This window comes from Flavobacterium procerum (assembly GCF_042431625.1).
Taxonomy (GTDB): domain Bacteria; phylum Bacteroidota; class Bacteroidia; order Flavobacteriales; family Flavobacteriaceae; genus Flavobacterium; species Flavobacterium procerum.
Map to the genome: position 1 here is coordinate 67,225 of NZ_JBHLYW010000009.1, position 20,492 is coordinate 87,716.

Annotated in this window: 9 protein-coding genes; all 9 read right to left on the bottom strand. The window is 33.3% G+C overall.

The annotated features are described in order from the left end of the window. Positions 1 to 341 precede the first annotated feature (341 nt). The 9 genes from ACFFLS_RS11720 to ACFFLS_RS11760 all read right to left on the bottom strand — a co-directional run bounded on the left by ACFFLS_RS11720 (position 342) and on the right by ACFFLS_RS11760 (position 20,475). On the bottom strand, positions 342 to 614 hold the full coding sequence (locus ACFFLS_RS11720; protein ID WP_379686700.1) for a hypothetical protein: 273 nt from the start codon (positions 612 to 614) through the stop codon (positions 342 to 344). 19 nt (positions 615 to 633) lie between these two features. Next, entirely contained in the window at positions 634 to 1,986 is a 1,353-nt protein-coding gene (locus ACFFLS_RS11725; protein WP_379686698.1) for a S41 family peptidase, read from the bottom strand. A 46-nt stretch (positions 1,987 to 2,032) separates the two neighbouring features. Continuing rightward, positions 2,033 to 2,821 (bottom strand): hypothetical protein, encoded by a 789-nt coding sequence (locus ACFFLS_RS11730; protein ID WP_379689384.1) that lies wholly within the window; start codon positions 2,819 to 2,821, stop codon positions 2,033 to 2,035. A 38-nt stretch (positions 2,822 to 2,859) separates the two neighbouring features. Next, a complete protein-coding gene (locus ACFFLS_RS11735; RefSeq protein ID WP_379686695.1) occupies positions 2,860 to 3,717 on the bottom strand; it encodes a T9SS type A sorting domain-containing protein in 858 nt (285 codons plus the stop codon). Between the two features lie 78 nt (positions 3,718 to 3,795). After that, positions 3,796 to 5,085 (bottom strand): beta-helix domain-containing protein, encoded by a 1,290-nt coding sequence (locus ACFFLS_RS11740; RefSeq protein WP_379686693.1) that lies wholly within the window; start codon positions 5,083 to 5,085, stop codon positions 3,796 to 3,798. A 419-nt stretch (positions 5,086 to 5,504) separates the two neighbouring features. After that, entirely contained in the window at positions 5,505 to 8,744 is a 3,240-nt protein-coding gene (locus ACFFLS_RS11745) for a TonB-dependent receptor (protein ID WP_379686692.1), read from the bottom strand. Between the two features lie 150 nt (positions 8,745 to 8,894). Further along, a complete protein-coding gene (locus ACFFLS_RS11750; protein ID WP_379686690.1) occupies positions 8,895 to 9,743 on the bottom strand; it encodes a FecR family protein in 849 nt (282 codons plus the stop codon). 194 nt (positions 9,744 to 9,937) lie between these two features. Continuing rightward, entirely contained in the window at positions 9,938 to 10,516 is a 579-nt protein-coding gene (locus tag ACFFLS_RS11755; protein ID WP_379686689.1) for an RNA polymerase sigma factor, read from the bottom strand. 800 nt (positions 10,517 to 11,316) lie between these two features. Next, positions 11,317 to 20,475, bottom strand: a complete 9,159-nt coding sequence (locus tag ACFFLS_RS11760; RefSeq protein WP_379689387.1) for a Tc toxin subunit A-related protein — start codon at positions 20,473 to 20,475, stop codon at positions 11,317 to 11,319. Positions 20,476 to 20,492 lie beyond the last annotated feature (17 nt).

A 20,492-nucleotide genomic window follows, 5' to 3' on the forward strand; every position in this document is an offset into this window, starting at 1 on the left:
AAGAAACTAAGGCGACTTTAGCTTAAAAACCGATTAGACTGAAAAAAGAAGCCACTGCCTTGCTTGTGAATTTTTAGAGATAGTTTTTCTTCAGTCTATTTAATAAATTTTAGATGTGAATGTTGTCCTTTTTTTATAAACATAAAAGGTTATAAATGGTTTTACCAAAGTTTTTTGATTAGACGTTATGCTAAACTGCACACTATAAATATGACTAATTTTGACGTAGTACTTGATTTTAAAATTACCTGATATCTAATACTTTAAGAAATATTACAATTAAAATTTAAACCTCATATTATTAATTTTAGGATGCCATTAATTTAAAGTATATCAATCTATTATTTGTTCTGAAGTACTTTTGCATTTAACTTTCTTAGATTTTTATGAAGTATGCTTCTTGTTGTTATTTTTTTCTTTTCGTAACTTTTGGCACATCTTTGTAATTCACTTAATAAAATCATAAAACTGTTATATAAAACATCAAGTTCCTCCATATTCTGGCAGATTTTGAGATTATCTTCTAACTCAACTTCAGCTTTTTGATAACTACTTTTATATTTTTTGAAAACATCTTCCAGATTTCGATGCTCTCTTTTATCAATACCCTGCATAACCAAAGATTTTTTTATATTAATGAATTTTCAAAAAGTCGGCATCTGATTCATTTGCTGAAACGGCAAGGTATTTTACCGAAGGATAAAGGATTTTCGCAGTATTTCCATTAATAGAATTTAAAGCTTTTGCTAATAAAACTTCTGAACTATTTCCTAATGGGGAAATTTCAGGCTGCTGTATTTCATTTTGAAAAATAAGAGGGTCAATTCCTTTTGAGTAATCGCCTTCATGTCTGGAATTAAACAATTTATAGATTGCTGGATACAAAGTCCAGCCTTTTTTACCTGAGATTCTATCATCGACAATTGGAAAACCAGCTACATCTTTGCCAAATGTTTTATCTCCAATTGTTATAACTTCCATATATGGCTTTAAATTATTAATAATAAGTTCTGAAGCAGATGCTGTATGTTTCCCACACAAAATATAAACCCTGTTTATAGAAGGGTGAACATTACGAAGTGCATCAAAACTTATTTTAGATTCGTTACTTTCTAATGCTTCTTTAAATGACTGGTCGACTTTTCCGCCGTTTGCATTTCCTTCAAATTTTATAAAAAGATTGCCAGACTGAATATTTGGAGCCAAAATAATACTCAAGGCTGTTGCAGATGCGATATCCCCGCCCCCATTATACCGCAAGTCTACAACAAGCTCTGTAATTGATTTGTTTTTGAGTTCCTGAAAAGCCTTAAGAAATGACTGCGACTGTCCCACATCAAAATGTGAGATTTCGACATAACCTATTTTTTTGTTTTTATCTTCAATTACACTATAATTTATGGGCTGTGAAAATGTATATCCCTGAAGAATTGAAACTTCTTTTAAATTAGAAAATCCTGTTTGTTGAGAATAAGAAACGGTTTCAAGAGTAAGCTGCGAGACTGATGTCATTTTAGAATATAATTCATTGTAATTATTCTGATTCAGTACTGTTCCTTCAATTTTTGTTATAAGCCGACCTCTTTTTAAGCCATTTCTTTTAGCAGGAGAATCTTCCAAAACATAAAGAACGACGCCATAATATTTTGTTTCAAATTCAAAAAAAGAGACTTCAAATCCAAATTTTCGTCTTAGGCTTTGTTGCGCAGTTTCTGGAAGTTCGGGGTGTACTGCATAAGAATATATGTCGTCTTCTTGAAGCAAACCAGCAAAATATTCCTGAGGAAAAAGATCTAAACGGCCTTTTTGAGGCATTGTAGTATTCCAACGGTAATATTTTTTCATTTGCTGGTACATCCACTCATTTACATATTCATTTGTACCAGCTTCATAAACCGGAGCCGGAGCATCGTTATCTGAACATGAAAATACAAAAACAGATAAAAAAAGAAATATTGATAAAGCTGCAATCTTGCTATATTTCATTTATAAATAGTTTAGTCATAACGATTTTATCTTCTAAAAGCTTATATTATTTAAAAACAAAATAATCGGTAAGATTCAAAGTACCATCTACTCCAGAAAAAGCGCCGTTTGTGTCTGCTTTTTCTTCTAATACAATCAGTTTTGATTTATTAATAGACATAGTCATAATGACGATTATTTTTTGCCCAGGAACATAAGATTCGGTTGTGCCATGTTTTACAAGCTCCATTAAAATTGTCGGAGGCGAACTGAAAGGAAATTCAATAAAAGGACTAAACTTATCTTTATTAATATTTTCTACAGTGCCCAAAACCTGTCCGTTGATTTTGCGGATAATTCCATCAATGTCCCCTGTATAACCACTTTTAGAATATACATTCTGATTTGGAAAAATAAATCGATAGCCACTGTTGCCCGGCTTGCTTAAAACACCGATTTTTATGCGCGAAATATTATCGATCCAAAGGTTTTCTTTTGCAAAAAAAGAAATTGTATCCTTTACTTTCTGTGCATTAAATTGATAAGTATGCAATACTTCTTTGGTCGTTTTATTTATAATAGAAAAAGTTTTTTCCTTACTCCCGAAATAAACGAAGTCATATTCTTTTTCAATTTTTTTTACAAAGGCCGTTTTTTTGTCTTTATTAATTTGGATGATTTTGTCGTTGACACTTATCTGCAGTGAATCACTTAAAGCACTGTAACCATTTATAGTTACTCTGCCAGGCTGATTGGTTTCGTCACTGTAAAAAGGTAAAAGTTCATCAGACGAACAGGATATTACAAGTGTAATTAAAATTGAAAAAAAATATAGCCTCGGCAATAAATTCTTCATGTTTGTATTTGTTAGCATAATTTAATTTAAAAATCAGATTACTTTTTAATAATTTTTATTTTTTTTGATAAGCCATTATTGTTTACAGAAAGGAAATAAACACCCTGCGATAAATCACTAACAACCAATCCTTCTGGTTTATAAGGTGACTCTTTTATTAAAACACCGCTTGTATTGTATATTTTAAGAACTGTCTCTTCATTTTTATATTCTTCTGCTATTTCCAATTCCAAATAATCCTGAACAGGATTTTGTTTTAAATAACATAGCGATGCTTTTAATTGATTGTCATCTGTACCCAAAAGAGATTCTGCGGTAATAGAAATTTTATCAATTTCGTAACCGATAAATCCAGTAGAAGTATTAGTTCCTAAAGCAATATATACTTCTGGCTTACCCGCAAATTGTGATATGTCGACAGTATAATTTTTAAACTCTGCATCATCTAATGTTAGTCGTTCTAAAGTCACGGTATGCAGAAGTGTAAATGTAGCAGGATCTGCTGCTGTAGAGCCGTAAATTAAAATGTTCTGGTTACTATCATAAATACTAGGCTGTGCATTTAATATCAAATTAATTTTTCCTGAATAAAAAGAAATATCCAAAGCCGGACTTATGGCAAGATTATCTTCGAAACTTTCAAGCGGCGCTCCTCCTGCAGATAAGTCAATATTATAAGTTCCTAAAATGTCAATTGCACCATCAACTACAGCACCGGTATTCATATCAAATTGAATGTTTTTTCTAGCGATCCAATTACTGCCATTTCCATCTTTATCTAGTAAAGTCCAGTCTGAAGCATCAGAATCATCAAAATCATCCTCCCAAATAGTATATTGAGCAGATGAAAGCGTTGTAAGCATTGTAAAGGCAAATAATAGTAATGTTTTTTTCATTTTTTTTAAATTTTAAAACATGGACAGATTTCTCTGCCCATGTTGAATTATAATAACGTGACTTAAACCAACTAAAATTTAAAATCTAGTCCAGCCGTTAGTCCAAAGTTGCTCAGTTCTAAATGCACCTGTAGTACCAGCAAGATCCAAAGCACCATTATTAAAGAAAGGTTGTGTAAGATTCCATCTTGTAGCTGGATCTACTGTAGAAGTACTTGTGCCAAGACCTGCTATAGTTGTTCCTGTTGGAAGCGCTACATTATCAAATCCGTGGATTGAAACTCTTAAGTAAGAAGAATTTGAAGGAAGTGACGGAGCATCCCATCTAATTCCTGTGTTGTAACCTGTTACAGTAACATCAGTAAGGCTGATATTACCTGCTCTACGTACGTGAATTGCATTTTCATACAAATCAGCTACTGCTGAAGAACTAACACCAATAATAGACAATTGAGAAATAACCGGACGTGTAATAAGTGAAGTAAGTGTTCCTGTTGAATTATTATCCAATTCGATACCATTAGAATCAGGATTTCCACCGCTTAAACTATGAGTTGAATTGCTGTCTGCAAGTGCAATCGCTTTTGTAATGTTTCCTGTGTAACCAAAATCGAAATCGAAGTTGTCGTCATCTGCTGCAAAAGAAACTAAATGAGTTGCGTTTACTTTACCTCCAAAAAATTCGAATGAATCATCTCTACCATAAGATACTTGAATGTGGTTAACTGTAGTTCCTAATCCAACACCAGCCAATGTTAAACCATTGATTTCAACATCTGTATCTAAGATACGTCCTGCATATTCGATACGTACATAGCTTAAGATTCCGCCATTGTGATTGTTGTTTGATCCTCCATAATAAAACTCAGTAAAGTTTAATTGATCATCTAATCCTTCAACAATGTTTGTTGTAGTACCAGTATTAACCTCTGCATCTCCTAAAATAACAACTCCTCCGAAATCGCCAGGAGCAGCAACAGTGTCAGCATTGTCATCTAATAAATTATAACTTGTAAAAACAATTGGAGACTCTACAGTTCCCTGAGCATCAATCTGACCTGTTTTAGTAATTACAAGAACTCCTGTAGCAATCCCAGCTGCTAAAGGTTTAGCTTTAATAAACGTACCTGCCTGAATAGTTAATTTAGCGCCGTCTTTTACTGTGATAACACCATCAATTTCCCAAACTCTGTCGTTTGTCCAAGTTGTGTTAGTTGTTATAGCACCACTTACTGTTTGAACCGCAGCTGGATGAACGTAATCAGCACCTGCAGCTTTCATTGAAAAAGAAGAATCAGCTGTAGAATCATCATTCTGGCAAGAGTACACTGATAGTGCTACCATTGCAAATAGAAAAAATTTTTTCATAATAGTTTAATTATTGCTATATTTGCTGCTATTCAAACTAGGCCTTTGGAGAGAGCAGCAAAATATCTTTCCTTAGGTCTTTCTCGTTTTTGGTAAAGATCTTTTGATAAACTGTATCCGCTTTACCGTCGGGGGTTTATACCTAAACTCCATCTTTCACTCTTAGGATTTCCATCGCAATGAAAGGATTGCTTTCCATTTTTTTATTATTTTAATACAATTGCTGCAGGTCTTTTATAACTGATTATTATTTAAAAGACCATACAGAATTGCATAAAAAACAAAAAACCTTGTAAATGTTGCTGACATTAAAAAGTAGTCTTACTACAACTATATTAGATTTTATAAAATCAAAATATCACTGCTGTTTTTTATTGTTAACGGTTTCTTAATATTTCGATTGAATTGGTCATTTTCAGTTAAAATGAGTAGTTAATAGAAACACTTATTGTTCGTCCACTAAATGCTTTAAACATAACTTGATCGATATCCTCATCATACTTTTTAGTGGCATGTTGACCTAAACTATATAACTGTCTTGGGTTAACTCCCATACCGATGTTTTCAATCTGCGAATAGCTATTTGCATTGTTATATGTCTGAATTCCTGTATCAAACATATTTTTCATACTGCATTTTAATTCCAGATTTTTTTCTTTAAAAAATTTATAACTCACTTGAGCATCTGTTGTAGAATACGGCATTCGAATTTCCTCACGAGAATATTCAAATCCGACTAAAACATATTGATCACCTATGGCGTTATGTCTAACGCTAAAACCCAATCTGTCTCCCACATAATCTAAACCAAGATTATAGGTATAAGGTGATTGTCCGTAAAGCGGCCTATTAGCTTCATAAAGACCTCCAGAGCCATCTACATTTACATAAGATGTTACTTTTGTATCATTGAATGATACGTTTCCTGAAACAAATAATTGTTCCAAAATAATACCATCACCTAAAAATGAAAGGTTTTTATAAAATTCCATTTCTATTCCCCATAATTTGGCATTATTTGAGTTAAGATTATAAATGATTCCAGAATTACCATTTACTGTACCAACAGATTCAATTGGGTCTTTAATATCTTTATGATAAACTCCAAATGATAAAATTTCGCCTCCAGACGGAAACCATTCTAATTTTAAATCATAATTATTGGATACACTTGAAATCATTCCTGCTGACCAGTTTAAGATCTTAGCAGAACGAATAGGGTCGTAATACGGTGTTCCAACACGTTCTGCAAATTGAGGGCGCAAAACCGATCTATTATAACCAAGTCTAAGGTTTGTTTTTTTGGTTGGGCTGACAGTTAAACTTGCTGAAGGTAAAAACTGCCATTTTTTATCTACGTTTGTTAAAGGAAAAATTCCGGGAACCTCAAACTGGTTTGATATTTCACTGTAAACATAACTCTCTGCCCTTGCCCCCCAGACCAATCGAATGTAGCTTCCAATTTTATTATCAAGCATTAGATAAGGTGAATGAATTTTTACATCTCCTTCATATTTATCTCCATATTTACCATAATCCTCCCAGCCAAAACCTCCATAATAATATTGCGAACCATCCAGAAATTCAGATAAAGGTTCATATATATCAGCTCTGTTAGTTGTTACTCCCTGTCCTACTGTAACTACTTTTGCAGAACGCTGCTGATTGGAAGCTTTTTTATATGTTCCAAAATAACCCGCTTTGATATCATTTGTACTGATTTCACCCAAATCGAATGAATAATCAAAATTAACAGACCAGTTATAATCTGATTCATCATTGGTATAATTGTCCCTGCTGAAAGGAAATCTTCCACCACTGTTGTAAACACTGTGATAAACCAACTCGTCATCACCGACTTTTTTACGGAAAGTTTCTAGAAAAGTCGCATCTTTTGTATCTTTTGTTATGCTGCTGTAACTTCCGTACCAGTTCACTTCCAATTTATCAAAACGGTGATTTCCTTCTATTTTATTTTGAATAAATGTTTGATAAACAGGATAATTTGTTTCAGTTGTAGAAGGAAGATTTGTACCATCTAAAACTTCAGGTACTCCTGTCCCCTTGTCCCAACCGGTAATTTGAGTCAACTGATTGTTGTATATATGCATTACCGCATTACGGCTTGTGATTTTATGGTCGCCAAACTGGATCGCAGTATTAAACATACCGCCTAATGTCGAATTAAAATTGTAATTGGCACCCGAATTTTTAAATCCAAATTTTTCAAATACTGAATATTCTCTTCCGCCTTGACCTTCTTGAGCAAACCTTGTATTTGTTAAAAATCTTCCTCTTTCAGTATGTTCAATATCCAGTTTTTCCTGTGTATTTTTAAAAAGTAAAGATCCTACAAATCCCCATTTATTATTATTTTCCAGTTTGTAAGATCTTCCTATTGCAAACTGAAGTGTTGTGCCAGGTGCTCCATAGGTTTTATAGGTCGAAAAATTATCTTGTGTAAATTTTTTCGACTGTTCTATAAATGGTCCAGAAGATGCTTCATTTGTTGGAATTTCGATAGGTTGCATATTTGGATAATCGCGTCTGCCGTCATCGAAACCCCAATAATCGTATTTCCCTTCTGCCTTTGTTAATCTCTCTTTAAAAGCGCTTCTGCTGTTGTAAGAAGAACTGATTGAAAAGCTTGTAAAATCTTCTTTTGGAATATCTTTTGTTTTTATTTCTACATATCCTCCTGCAAAATTGGCATTCATATCTGGAGTCGCAGATTTGCTTACTACAATGCTTTCGACCATAGAAGTTGGAATAATATCAAAAGAAAAGTTTTGCTGGTATGCATCTGTGCTTGGTAATGCAATACCATCCATAACGGCCTGATTCCATCTTTCTCCCATAGAACGAACTACAACATATTTATTATCAATCGTAGTTACTCCCGTAATACGTTTTAGCGAACTTGCCACATCTCTATCTGGTGTTCTCGCAATTTGTTCTGCCGAAATACCATCAGAAAATTGTGCTGCTTTTTTTTGCTGTAATAATAATCCCTGGACCGATGCTGTTGCTTGTTTGTAATTTTGAACCACAACAACTTCTTTTAATGATTGTGCATCTTCTTTTAAAGAAACTACCAGCGGTGTATCGTTTCCTTCAATTACTATTATTCCCGTAATTTTTTGTGTCTGAAAAGAAATCGCACTAATCTCAATCGTGTAAACGCCAGGTTCTAACTCTAAAATATAGTTACCATCAATATCAGATTGTGCTCCGTAATTTAGCTCTGCTATTTTTATATTAACGCCTGGAAGCGAAAGGCCGTTGACATCTACAACTTTACCTTTAATTTTTCCTTTCTTTTTTTTTTTGTCAGCGTCCTTACTATTTACGGCTATATTATTTTCGTTTCTCCTAAAATTTAGGTTAGTCATCTTTTGCAGATCACTCAGAATTTCGTCAATAGAAACATTATCTTTTTTTAGCGTTACAAGAGGCAAACTAAGATCCAGATCCTTTTGGTAAATGAATTGGTAAGGTGTGCGTGATTTTAAATTGTCTATAATTTTTTGAGGCGAAGAATTTTTAAAGTCGACTGATACAGTTCCCGTTTGCGAATAAATAGTATTTGTTCCGAAGAAAACTCCAAAAAATAAAATCCATAAGGCAAAAGAAAACTGCCTGGAAAAATTATTGTTCATAATTGATAATTGTTAGTTTATTAGAATTGTTTTTGAATATGATGTATTTGGTAAATCTTTTAAATTTAGGCATGAAAAACTCGGGCAGCTTATAAAACTTTTTTAAGAATTATAAGCGGCAAAAAATGGCATTAAAATTAAGTATGCTATTTACCTGCTGATTAGATAGGTACTATTTCCAGTAGATCTGATTTTTATTTCTAAGGCAAATGCAATTGTCTGCAGCATTTCGTAAAGCCCCTGCCTGCTGTCTAAAGTACCTTGGATTTTAAGATTCTTTAAATCATCCTCTAAGTAGTTTACCTTAAAATCATTTTGTTCTTTTAATTTATTTAGGACCTGTTCTAGAGTCAATCCATCAACATACAAAAGCGCTTTTTTCCATTCAGGTTCCAGAATATCTGATTTTTCTTTTCTTAGCGTTGAAGATTCTATTGCATAGACAGCCTTATAACCTCTTAAAAGCAATACTGTATTTGCTTCACCTTCAACTTTTACTTTTCCTGTTCTAACATTTACCTCAGGCTGTTTATTATTGTAGGCTTTAATATTGAATGAAGTTCCTAAAACGGTCGTTTTTATAGTTCCCGAAGTAATTACAAAAGGTTTCGAAGGATCATGTTTTACCTCAAAAAATGCTTCTCCCTTTAATGTTACATTTCTTTCGTTATTTGAAAAATGCACCGGGTATTCAATTTGAGAATTTTGATTGAGCCATACTCTAGTTCCGTCTGAAAGACTTATCAAGCGTATATCATTTTTGAATGTAACTGTTGAAGTAATTTCAATATCAGATTTTTTATGCAAATCTAAAAACTGATAGCTGCTAATTGAAATAATAAATGCGGCACACGCTGCGGCAATCCAATTATAAAGTCTTTTATGTTTATCAATAGTGACCTTGCGTATATTGTTCCACATTCTAGTTTGTGTATCGTTAGGAAGTATACCACGATTAGGTATAGCATTCCATTCTTCTTTCATTCTTTTGGACTTCATTAGAGCTGCTATTAAATATTTGAAATTACTTTACAGATATCAATTCAACTACATTAGACTTCCATTTACTGAAATATCACGCGACAATATTACTATTAACGTTTTCTTAATCTGAATAATGATTTAGCAACAAAAGTTTAGAATAAAAATCAATCTTTAAATATAAAAAAAGAGTCTGCAGATTACCATTTTGTCTATGAAACTAATTCCGTCTGGTAAATAAAGAATAATGTAAACCAATACAATTCATGATTGTTTACAGAGTTTTTCTTCAGAAATTGTAGTGTTTTAGAAATCTGATTGGCAACAGCGCCTGGAGACATATCCATTTCTTCTGCAATCTCTTTATAGCTTCGGTCTTCAAACTTATGTAGGCTGAAAATTTTTCTTCTTTTGGCAGGAATCTTATTTAGAAGATGTTCTATTTTTTCCATTTGTAAACTCACTTCTTCATCTGACTGTATTTTACTGTCAAGTTCTTTAATCAATTTATCATCCTCAACCGAAAAAATTCGGTTTTGTTTCTTGTACCATCTTGAAATTTCCTGTTTTGAACTTTTAAACAAAACTGCTTCCAAACTTACTTCTGGATCTAATTTAGCACGGTAATTCCAAAGATGAATAAATACATTCTGCGTTACATCTTCTGAATCTGCCAGCTGCGAAGTATACTTTTTAACAAAACAAAATACCTTAAAATGGTATAAATCATATATTTCTTTAAAACATGAATCATCACCAGCACGTAACCTTATAATCAAATTAGAACTCATAATAAAATTTTCAATTGTTAAAGAAGACCCTTACAAAAGTATAATAAACCTTTATTGGTATTTTTTTGAATTTTGTCATTTAATAATTTATTAATATTGACAGATTCCAAATTTCAGCTTCGGTTTAATTCGTTTTAAAACTTAGAATTTCTTAATCCTTGATTAGTTTATAAAGTTTAAAGCAAGAGAAAATTAAAACATAAATTACCCTACAGTCGAAATCTGATCCTGAAATCTCCCTTTACTAAACCACTCTATACTGAAAGTGCCGAGGTTTGCTTTACGAAAGACTGAAAGTCTCTCAATTTTGAAAATTTATTATAAGTAACTAAAAATCAAAATATTATTTTATTTTTTTTTACATTACTAAAGTGATGCGATAAATTGCAGGAATTTAAGCTCCAATCTGAAACTGGAACTGCCTCCAATAGTGTCGCAAAAAAAATAGACGAATTCTACAATTTATTCAGCATAAATTTTTGTGGCAGAATCGTGGCACAGAATTATTCCTAAAAATGTAAAGACATTAAAATAACACTGTTCTTACTTAAAGTCCGAATGTCAGAGCGTCAGCAACTATTGCAAGAGTCTATTTGCTTTGAACTGTTTAAAATAGTTTTTTTTATCTATTAGGTTCGGATCCTGTTTCCGTAACCAAAAGAGACAACTAGTTGTCTCTTTTTTTATGGCCTATGGTATTCATTTAATATTTTTTGAATCACTTACTATAATAAGTTACAAACATGCAACAAAGTTGGTCTGGAACTGTATAACGATATTTTTTCTAAATTCTATTTTAGCTAAAAACCATATTTCACTACAAGTACCAGCTCTTCTAATTTTAATTTATCAGCGTCCGCAACTGATAAGCCAAATGGAATATCAAGTTTGATATCCGAATTAATGCCACGACACATATTCAATTCATTTACTTTGGAAAGATCTATTGTTTCGGTTTCCTCTATATTAAGTGCAAAACTAACTGGATTACCTTTGACTTTTGCTAAGAACATTACTTGTTCTATATGTGCTGAATTAATAGACTGAGCCAGATAAGGTAATCTTACTTTATCGATATTCAATTCAACTGTACCTGATTTCTTGAGTAAAAGCCATTCATTTGGTAAATCATGTTTCATATTTAGTGCCAAATGCAAACCTGTTTCATTTAATTGTTGTTTGATATTTTCTAATTGTTTAAATACGGTTTTTGTAGCATTTAGTTTCAATCGTTCTCCACCTTCATTGGCAGTATATCTAATATGTACAATAACATCAGTAATAGTTGCATAGTCAAATTGACGAATCTCTGGTAACTCAAGACGCCATTTACTTACAACACCAGCTCCTTCAAACGGAAGATAGCGTTCATCTTTAAAATTCAATTCAAACATACCGCTGTCATTTTGACCAGTACTTGTTGCAATAACATTAATCGGGATTCGGTAGGTACTAAAACGATCATCGGTATCATCCGTATCTTCTTCGTATGTCTTACCGCCTATTGCAGTATTCCTAAATTTATTTTCCAACAGGCTGAATTTAGCATTAACTCCTGTATACGGCCCTGCAATACATGGCATTGATACTGACACGGATTTAATACGACGCTTGTATTGACCAGGAAAATCCATATCAAATAATACTTCGGGGATTTCAAACTCGCACTTGCCTGTTTCCCTAAGTTGAATAAGTGCCAATGGACTTAATAAGCATAAAGAAACATGTTTTGTGATTTCATAATCATAACCGCGCTCGTTCTGATAAGCGGCTTCCATCTGTTTTAATCCTACATAAAGTTGTTCTCCAGCGAGTAAACCATCTCGTCCTGCATCCCAATAACCTGATTGTATGAAATTAGAATTACTTATACCTCGTTCAAAACGATATACTTTTTCAGCTTTTTTAGATAGTTCATGTGCCAAACTATATACCTGATGGTACAATGTTTTTAGACTACCGCGCATCCATGTATACAATTCTTCATTAGTATATTTATTTTTTAAAAAATCTTCTATTTCCAGTGCATTATCAATCATTCTTTGTTGGTTGGCAATTTCCTGATTGGCAATGGCAATACGAATTTTTTGAGCTGTAATTTGTTTGTCTATTTGTTTTAGTTCATAACCTGCCGAATTAGCTTGCATAACTCGTTCTTGTAACGCACGTTTGAAACCTCCTTTTTTACCGGCTGACGTGGATTGGTAGGTCAATTCGCTTGCATCTAGCTGCAAGAATTTTGCCCAAGCCTGCGCTGCTGCACCAAGATTTGAACCACCAAAGTTAATTGAACCACCTACTCCAAATGGCTGAAATTTTGCACCAAAAGAAGGAATAATGTGTAATATACTTGCTATCTTTTCTGGTAATGCTGCTGCCAATTGTTTGTCTTGTGCCTTGCTGGCTTTATCCATGTCTTCTTTCTCAAAAGATATGAGTTTCAGTCCGCTTTCATCCACAGGAGCTTCTATACTATTGACAATTTCAGTAAATTCAGCATCCAATCCTGGTACTTTACCTAAATCCTCCCCAATTAAGTTTAGGTAATACTTCATGCGATGCTCAGGACTTTTACGATTCTGTTCCAAACCATCCAAGTTTTTTTGCGCCTCTTCCAATTGCATTTTTTTAATTTCCATTACCAGATTATGCATCACATTTTCATGTCTGGATCGGATAAGCGCAATGGCTTCATTATCTTTTTTCTCCATTACAGAAAGCAAAGCATTACCCATAGATTTTAATTCCCCGCACAGTTCAAATGCTTTTTGGAGTAAATAGTAAAAACGATAGTTGGGCATTGGAGTATTCAAATCATTTATTACCGAAGCAATGCTTAATCCCTGTGCCGCTGCTTTTACTAATAATGCAGGATCAATTGGCGGTTCAAACAATGGTAATTTTCGGAACACCCCGTCGATGTTTTCACAATGGCGGATTTTATATAATCTATCGGCAATGGTATCCCAATACCCCATAAGTTTAGGATTGTTCGGGATACAGAAATAGAGCGAAGAAGCTAAACCATATATATTTGCAAACGCTAATTCGTCATTTACAGCTCCAAAAGGCAATGTAGTTTGGTTACTGAATGGAGCCGCCAATTCTAGTTCTACCATAGCATTCCCAAAAGCATCCCATTTGTCTAATAAGCCAATATAGGTTTGCGGTTTTGTAATACCTCGCTTTGGAATAATCATTGGGCGAGGTCCCATAATATGCAAGGCTAAAATATATAATTGTGTTGCCTGATTAATACTTTCGATTGTGTCTTGTCGGAATAAATAATCGCCCCATGCAATCAAATTATCTATATATTTCATTACAACCCATTTCATGTACGCCACAGGACGGTTACGAGCCACCAAGTGTGGCATAAAAGGTTTGTTACGCCATTCATTAATGGTTTGATCTGCCTTATTTGGTTTTAGATTATTAAAAATGTTGTCTAAAATTCTTTGACTATTTGTTTCTTTAAAGGGTTCAAATTGCCAGAAGCGTTTATCATCAGAACCTTCGGCAATAGGATTAAACACAAAGTGATACCATTTCATGGCGTCTTCAAATTGTTGCGATTTACTCAGTGCATCAGCCAACATCATTGGTGTATGCAGAAACAGTTCCCAATTGTATAAAGAATAAGGACGTTTGAGCTCATTGTATATTTCGGGTGTACTTGTATCTCCATCATGATCATACTTGCCAAAAGCATCATCTTTATCAACTATTTGCAGATTATAATTAAAGAATTCTTCCAGTTTTCCTAAATTAATCTTCCCCATTAAATCATGTGTAAAAGGATGATGGAATTTTAATTTATTTGAACTTCCATAATCCCAAACTAAATTTTCTTTGGATGATTCTTCACTAAAATAAAAATCAAGATGACGTGCAAAAGTTGGACTATTAAGCTGCCATGAATACATTTTCCCATCTGCCTGATTAAAAGAATCTATCGGAATTGGCACAGTTCCTATTGCTGATCCGACTTTTATCGTATTGCCTTCAAATTTAAATGCCCCTAAATAACCGCCATCAGCATCTTTAAGATCATCTACATTAATTAGTATTTTATCATCCGTTATAATAGGAATGAATTTAAAAAACAGAATGTCATGTGTATTATCTTTGGGATTTGTAGCCAAAACATCTTTGCTCATTTGTTTTTGTGTCCATTTGCCATTTCGGTACTCACTCCATGCCAATTTTATTTCAAAATACTGAACAGGTTTTTGCACAACTACATTCCCATCACCATTAGGTTTCGCAGGCAAAACATTTGAAGATGGATTCGGTTTTGTTTTTTCCATTATCTGAGGAAAGAAAATCAGCAAGCGTCCATTCCATACTACAGGGGTTAAAAAACAGCCATTAGCTGTAATTTTCCCGTTTGCATCTTCCAAATCATAACCTGGTATGTCCACTTGCATTTTTTCCCAAGGATACCAATTCATTTCATCTAGGGACAAATAGCGATAATAATAAAAATAGGGAGCATTTCGAGTACGGGAAAACACATGTAATTTTGCTCCTTTGTCCCATTGTTCGGATGTTTTTGTACCATCAATATACAAACCTACTACTTCCATATTAGCGACTTCATCCATTTTATATAGGTAGGATTTTAACGCGTCAATGACATTTTGCTTATTAATGTCTTTTTGCAATAATTCGCCTTCTAATTCTTTAAAAAACGGGCTTTTATCGTCTCGCAGGTTGCTTTCAATCCAATTTTCGGGATATAAGAAAACTTTACGATTGGCTTCCCAAACTCGGTAACGCTGCATCCAATCCCAACGTTCTCTATCTAATATATCTGGCGAAATTCCGCTGTATACTTCTTCCAATCCTAAGAAACAACGTTGTACAAATAATTGTACTGATGACAATGCCTGTTTAATACGTGAAGTTTCCATGCAGGCATCCATTTGCACATCAATCAGAAAATATTCAAACAAGCTATCTGCATCCGTCACCCCCCAATCTAACAATGTTTGTTGTTGCAACAAAAATCCAATTAAAGCTTCTTTCTGGTTATTACGCAGTTTATCGCTCAATGGTTTAACAGCCTGTTCCCAATCGGTTTGGTTATATTTGGCACGAATTGCATTTTTTATACTATCGGCAATTACCCTGCATTTATTGAATTTAGAGGTAGGAATTGCCCATTCAAAAAGCAAATCGATATCTACACTTATCTTATCGGCAACTACAAAAGCAGACTGTAGTTTTAATAGATTTTTTTCATTAGAGTAATCCTGTAGTTGTATTATATTGAAATGATTTGGTGCAATCAATTTATCAATACTTTGTTTTTTCCATGCTGTAAGTTCAGCAATTTTATTACTCAATAGCGTTGTATCAGATAATGGATTGTAAGTCCAATTCCAAAAATCAAGTAAGTTGAATTCAGATTGAGGCATAGAGTTTCGCAATCTGGTATAGGCGTCCAATCGCAACCAATGGATTAATGTCAATTTGTTAAAATCCAGATTGTCAAAATGAACTTTATTTTTTTCCAGAAACAATATTTCATCAACACTCAAATCAAAACCAGTAACCAGCATCGCCGCTTTTTTTAATGCAATTAATGCCGGTTCGCATTGCTTAGAAGCAAAGTCTGGAATTAATGCTGATGATGGAACACTTGTAATAGCCGAAGCAGTTGTTTTCCAATAAATGTTTTTTAATTCAACACCAAGAGTTGATAATTTATATAATTTGCCTGATTGGAGCATAACATCATTACCCCACCATTCATTTGTTGGGTCTTCCTGAGCAGTAAAACTCAATGCTGTCCCGTCAATACTAAGTATAGGCTGAGCATCGCTGTTTTTAATAACAAAAGTATATACAGCTGTTGTTGTAGGGATTAGATATCCATTCCAATTGTTTTCAACGGGCTTGCTACTTTCTTTTATTTTTTCAAAAATACTGAATAACGAAACTGGTATATTGCCTATTTTTAATATCTCAGTAATCAATATATCGGTACTATTAGATTGTAAACCCACTATGCCAGACAAGGTGTTCACAATAAAACGGTGACTCAGTTCCTGGCGCAGGTAAGGCATGAAAATTTCTAAAAAGGCTACTCTTTTTTGAGGAGCAGTATTGATATCGGAATCTCCTTCAAGTATTTTTTCAATCGGCAAACTTATGTCACCTGCTTTAATTAGTATTTCCAATGCTTCTTTTTGAGCAACTGTTTTTGTTTTTTCAGTCTCAAAAACTTTAGACAATAATTCTTTGAATTGTTTGTTTTGCTGTTTTTCGACCCTTGTCAAAGCTGATATCCAATTAGGGTCGTTACTGATCGTTTTATAATCAATGCTTTCGGCTTCGGTTAATATCCCGGTAATTTGAATACTGCCATTTATTTTATCGTATTTTAATTTATTTTGAAGCGTTTTATCTTCTGTTAAAGTTAACGCTATATTTTTAGGAGCATTAGTGATAAATATGCTGGTCCCTTCTAATATACCAATGATTTTTTCAACAATATCTGTTTCAAATAATAAACTTGCTTTAGCTCTTACAAATTCAGACGTTGCTTTTTCTTTGATATTGATTTGTTGTAATGCAGCATCCTCAATTTTGTCATCTGGTATTAAATCCTGCTGTGTTTCATCGATTGTGTTTAACCCGTCGTATATGGATTTAGCCAAAATTAAAATTGATTTCTGCGTAGGTTTAAACGGTTTTTTAATATCATCAAAATCTCTAATGATATAATTGAGTTCTTGTGGTGTAAAACCTGCATCATCTATTTTGGATAGATTCTCTATAAATTCAAGTGTACTATATGCATCATTAAATATATTTCCTAGTAAAGGGACAATATCTATAAATGCGGGAATCTTGTAGCCCAAAACTTTTGAAAGCAATCGGTAGCGATAGAGTATTGACAGGTTGCTAACGGTCAATTCATCGGCCATTTCAGTTGCCTGCATGACAGTTTGTAAATCATCTGCTGTATAATTTAAAGCTGCCATTAATACCGGAAAATGTTCGGTAATTTTAGTATTTACAGTAAGATAATTTCCATTTGCATTGGCCTTAAAAACCTTGTCAATTCCTAACACGTTGTGTGTTAAGAAAAGTTTTTTGTAGAGAGAATTTTCACCTGCTGCACTAATATCAGTCCAAAAAGCAAGTAGTTTTATTAATTCGATTCCTGTTTTATCCAATAGTTTTTTTACAGCTACCAATTGATGTATTAGGGTTGCTGAGATAGCATAATCGTGATGGCATTCTTCGTTGCATTCATCACAATCACATTCGTCACAATCAGAAGTATTGCATTCGTCATTACAATCGTCGCAAATAGAATCATCGTCACTTAAATCGTCTTCATTATCTACTGTTTTTTGAATACTTAATCCAATAATTGCTTTATCTAATTCATCAATTGTCCAATCTAATTTTCTCCACAAGCGTATAAAACGGTGTATACGATCATATTCTTCAACAGTAAGTGGTGTTCCGTCTAAATGCTGTAATAGCGCCGTATTTAAATCGCAGCTGTCTTTTTGTTCTAAGAAAATGAGATACACCTCTCTATCTATTATTAAGAATAGGCCTTTTTCGCCCTTGTCTCCTACAAATTTGATCTGCTCCCAATTTTTAGGGTCCGTTTCTTCATCTTGATTCAAAAAAGTGACTTTTCCTGTTTTTTTATCAATTTGACCAAGTGGAAGTATTCCTTTTCCTGTATCATAAAGTATTTTACAATTTTCAACTCTTATACTAAAGTCATTATCAAATAATTTATCATTCTTAAACTGTATTTTCCCATTCACGCATCCTCTGCCACTTTCTACGACTATCATTTTACCTATTTTCTCAAAATGGCATTTCACCCAACAAATAATATCCTTATCGCTTATTTCTACTTTGTCTTTGCATGTATCAGGACAACTTAGTACTTTTTTATTTGTTAATAATTCTATCTGATCTTTTATCATTGGCAATAAATCAGCAAATTTTTCTAATTTCACTAAATCTTCAGCCATTTTATCAATGCCGTGTATTTTAGCATAGTTTTGTAAAAAACGATAGCTAAAATGTAGACTTTCCGTTATGTTTTTCGATTTTCCTTTGGGCAAAAACGGATTAATATACTCTGTTTTAAGTAAATCTACAAGGTTGAAATAGTCAATTCCTGTGCGTCGTAAGAATTCTTTTTTAATTAATGTGAGTCCATTATCACTCAGCATAGTTGTATCATCATCATAGCCATAATACTCCCCAACGGATTTCACACCAATCAGCTCCTCGTATTCAGAATCTGTGAATGCTTTGTTTTTGAGCATATTCATCAAGGTTTTGCTTTCAAAGCATTCCTTCGTGAGTATGATATATTCTTCTTTAGTAATATTTAAAAATTCAGAATCAGAAGCTCTGTCTAAAGCTTCATCTTTCAACTGAGTTAATACTGCATTGTTGCTACTATTATTTTTTCTAAAAGTATCTATTACTTCATAACGACTTGTTCCTAAATAATTCAAATATATTCTAGTAGCATCAATTGGCTGATGGTATGGCAGCGTAAATGGATATACTTCATTTTTTAAGATGCAATAGGCCTGATATTCTGTATGCTGAGGTTCTGCAAGCAACTCACTACTGGTTTCATCGGCTACATTAAAAGGTTTCAAATGTTTGAATGCCACATAACTTTCCATGACTTCATTTGCCAGATCCACATAAGGCAAAATGGTGTTGGTATTTTTACAAGTCAATTCCAGACAGCCTAAATCTGGACGGCGATTAAATAATTTTTCTAACGGAGTACCCGAAATATTTTTTGGGTTAGATTTTATTGCAATATCTCCCACAGCAAGAGAATCAAGATTGTTGTTGCGCAAATACTGTAATAATTCTACATAATATGCCGCGGCACTATAAACGGAAGTACATTCGCCACATTCGCAAATATCTGCATCGCCAAAAAGCATATCCCATGATAAATTATGTTTTTCTATAATCTCTTTTGTAGCTTCTTCTGGAGAATATGTAATGGCATTACTTTCTGTCTTCATGGCTCCCAGACCTTTTTTTATCTCAGTACCATTACCCAATCGTATGCTTTTATCAATCATATCAATACCGGTATTCTGACTAGCTTCTTTTAACGCTATTAAGGCATGTTCATTTCGTACACGTAAATGCTGTGCATTGGTATGAATTTGCAGCAATACTGCTTCGTCTAATCCTTTACCACTCAATGCAGTTTTGAATTGAGCAGGGGGTATATCTGAAATTTGAAATGCTGTATGAAGTTTCGCATCGTACAAAACCGGAATAGCATCGGCTATGGGGCTCACCGTAACAATTCTTTGCAAAGTTTTTAATTCTGTTTGAATAGGTTGTTGTAAATCTTCCGGAATTTTTTTGAATTCTATATTATTTTTGAAGACTTCATATACGGAAGTAGTTTTGATATTAAAATTCGGATTCTTTTCTAACAATGTAGCTACTTTTGTACCCACTGCTGTATTTAACACTGGTACTTGTGGATCTTTTATCATGTTTACGACAACCGCAGTAGGTTCAAATTCAAAAAGTTTATGATGCAAATCGATAGCAAATGCTTTTTTATCGTCATTTGATTTTGCTGGCGACATATTTTTTACTTTTTGAATAAAAGTCTCTTTATTAAAATTTAAAGCAATATCACGCATCGAAAGCAACTTGTCATCTTTCTGAAAAAGCTCAACAACAGCTTTATTGTCATTACTCCATTTAGACAAATAGTGTGTAAACTCAAGATTTTTTACTATTGCTGGTGTAAAACTTTTGTCTTTAGATAGTTCACTTTTTACCTCATCCCAATTGCCATGATGTATTTTATAAATAGCATCGAAAGCTTTGAGTTGGTTCCCAGCCTTTAAATCGAATTTAAAAAAATCAAGTTTATTTTTATTTGAATTTTGGTTGTCAGATTGTGTTGCCATGATAGTGTTATTATATG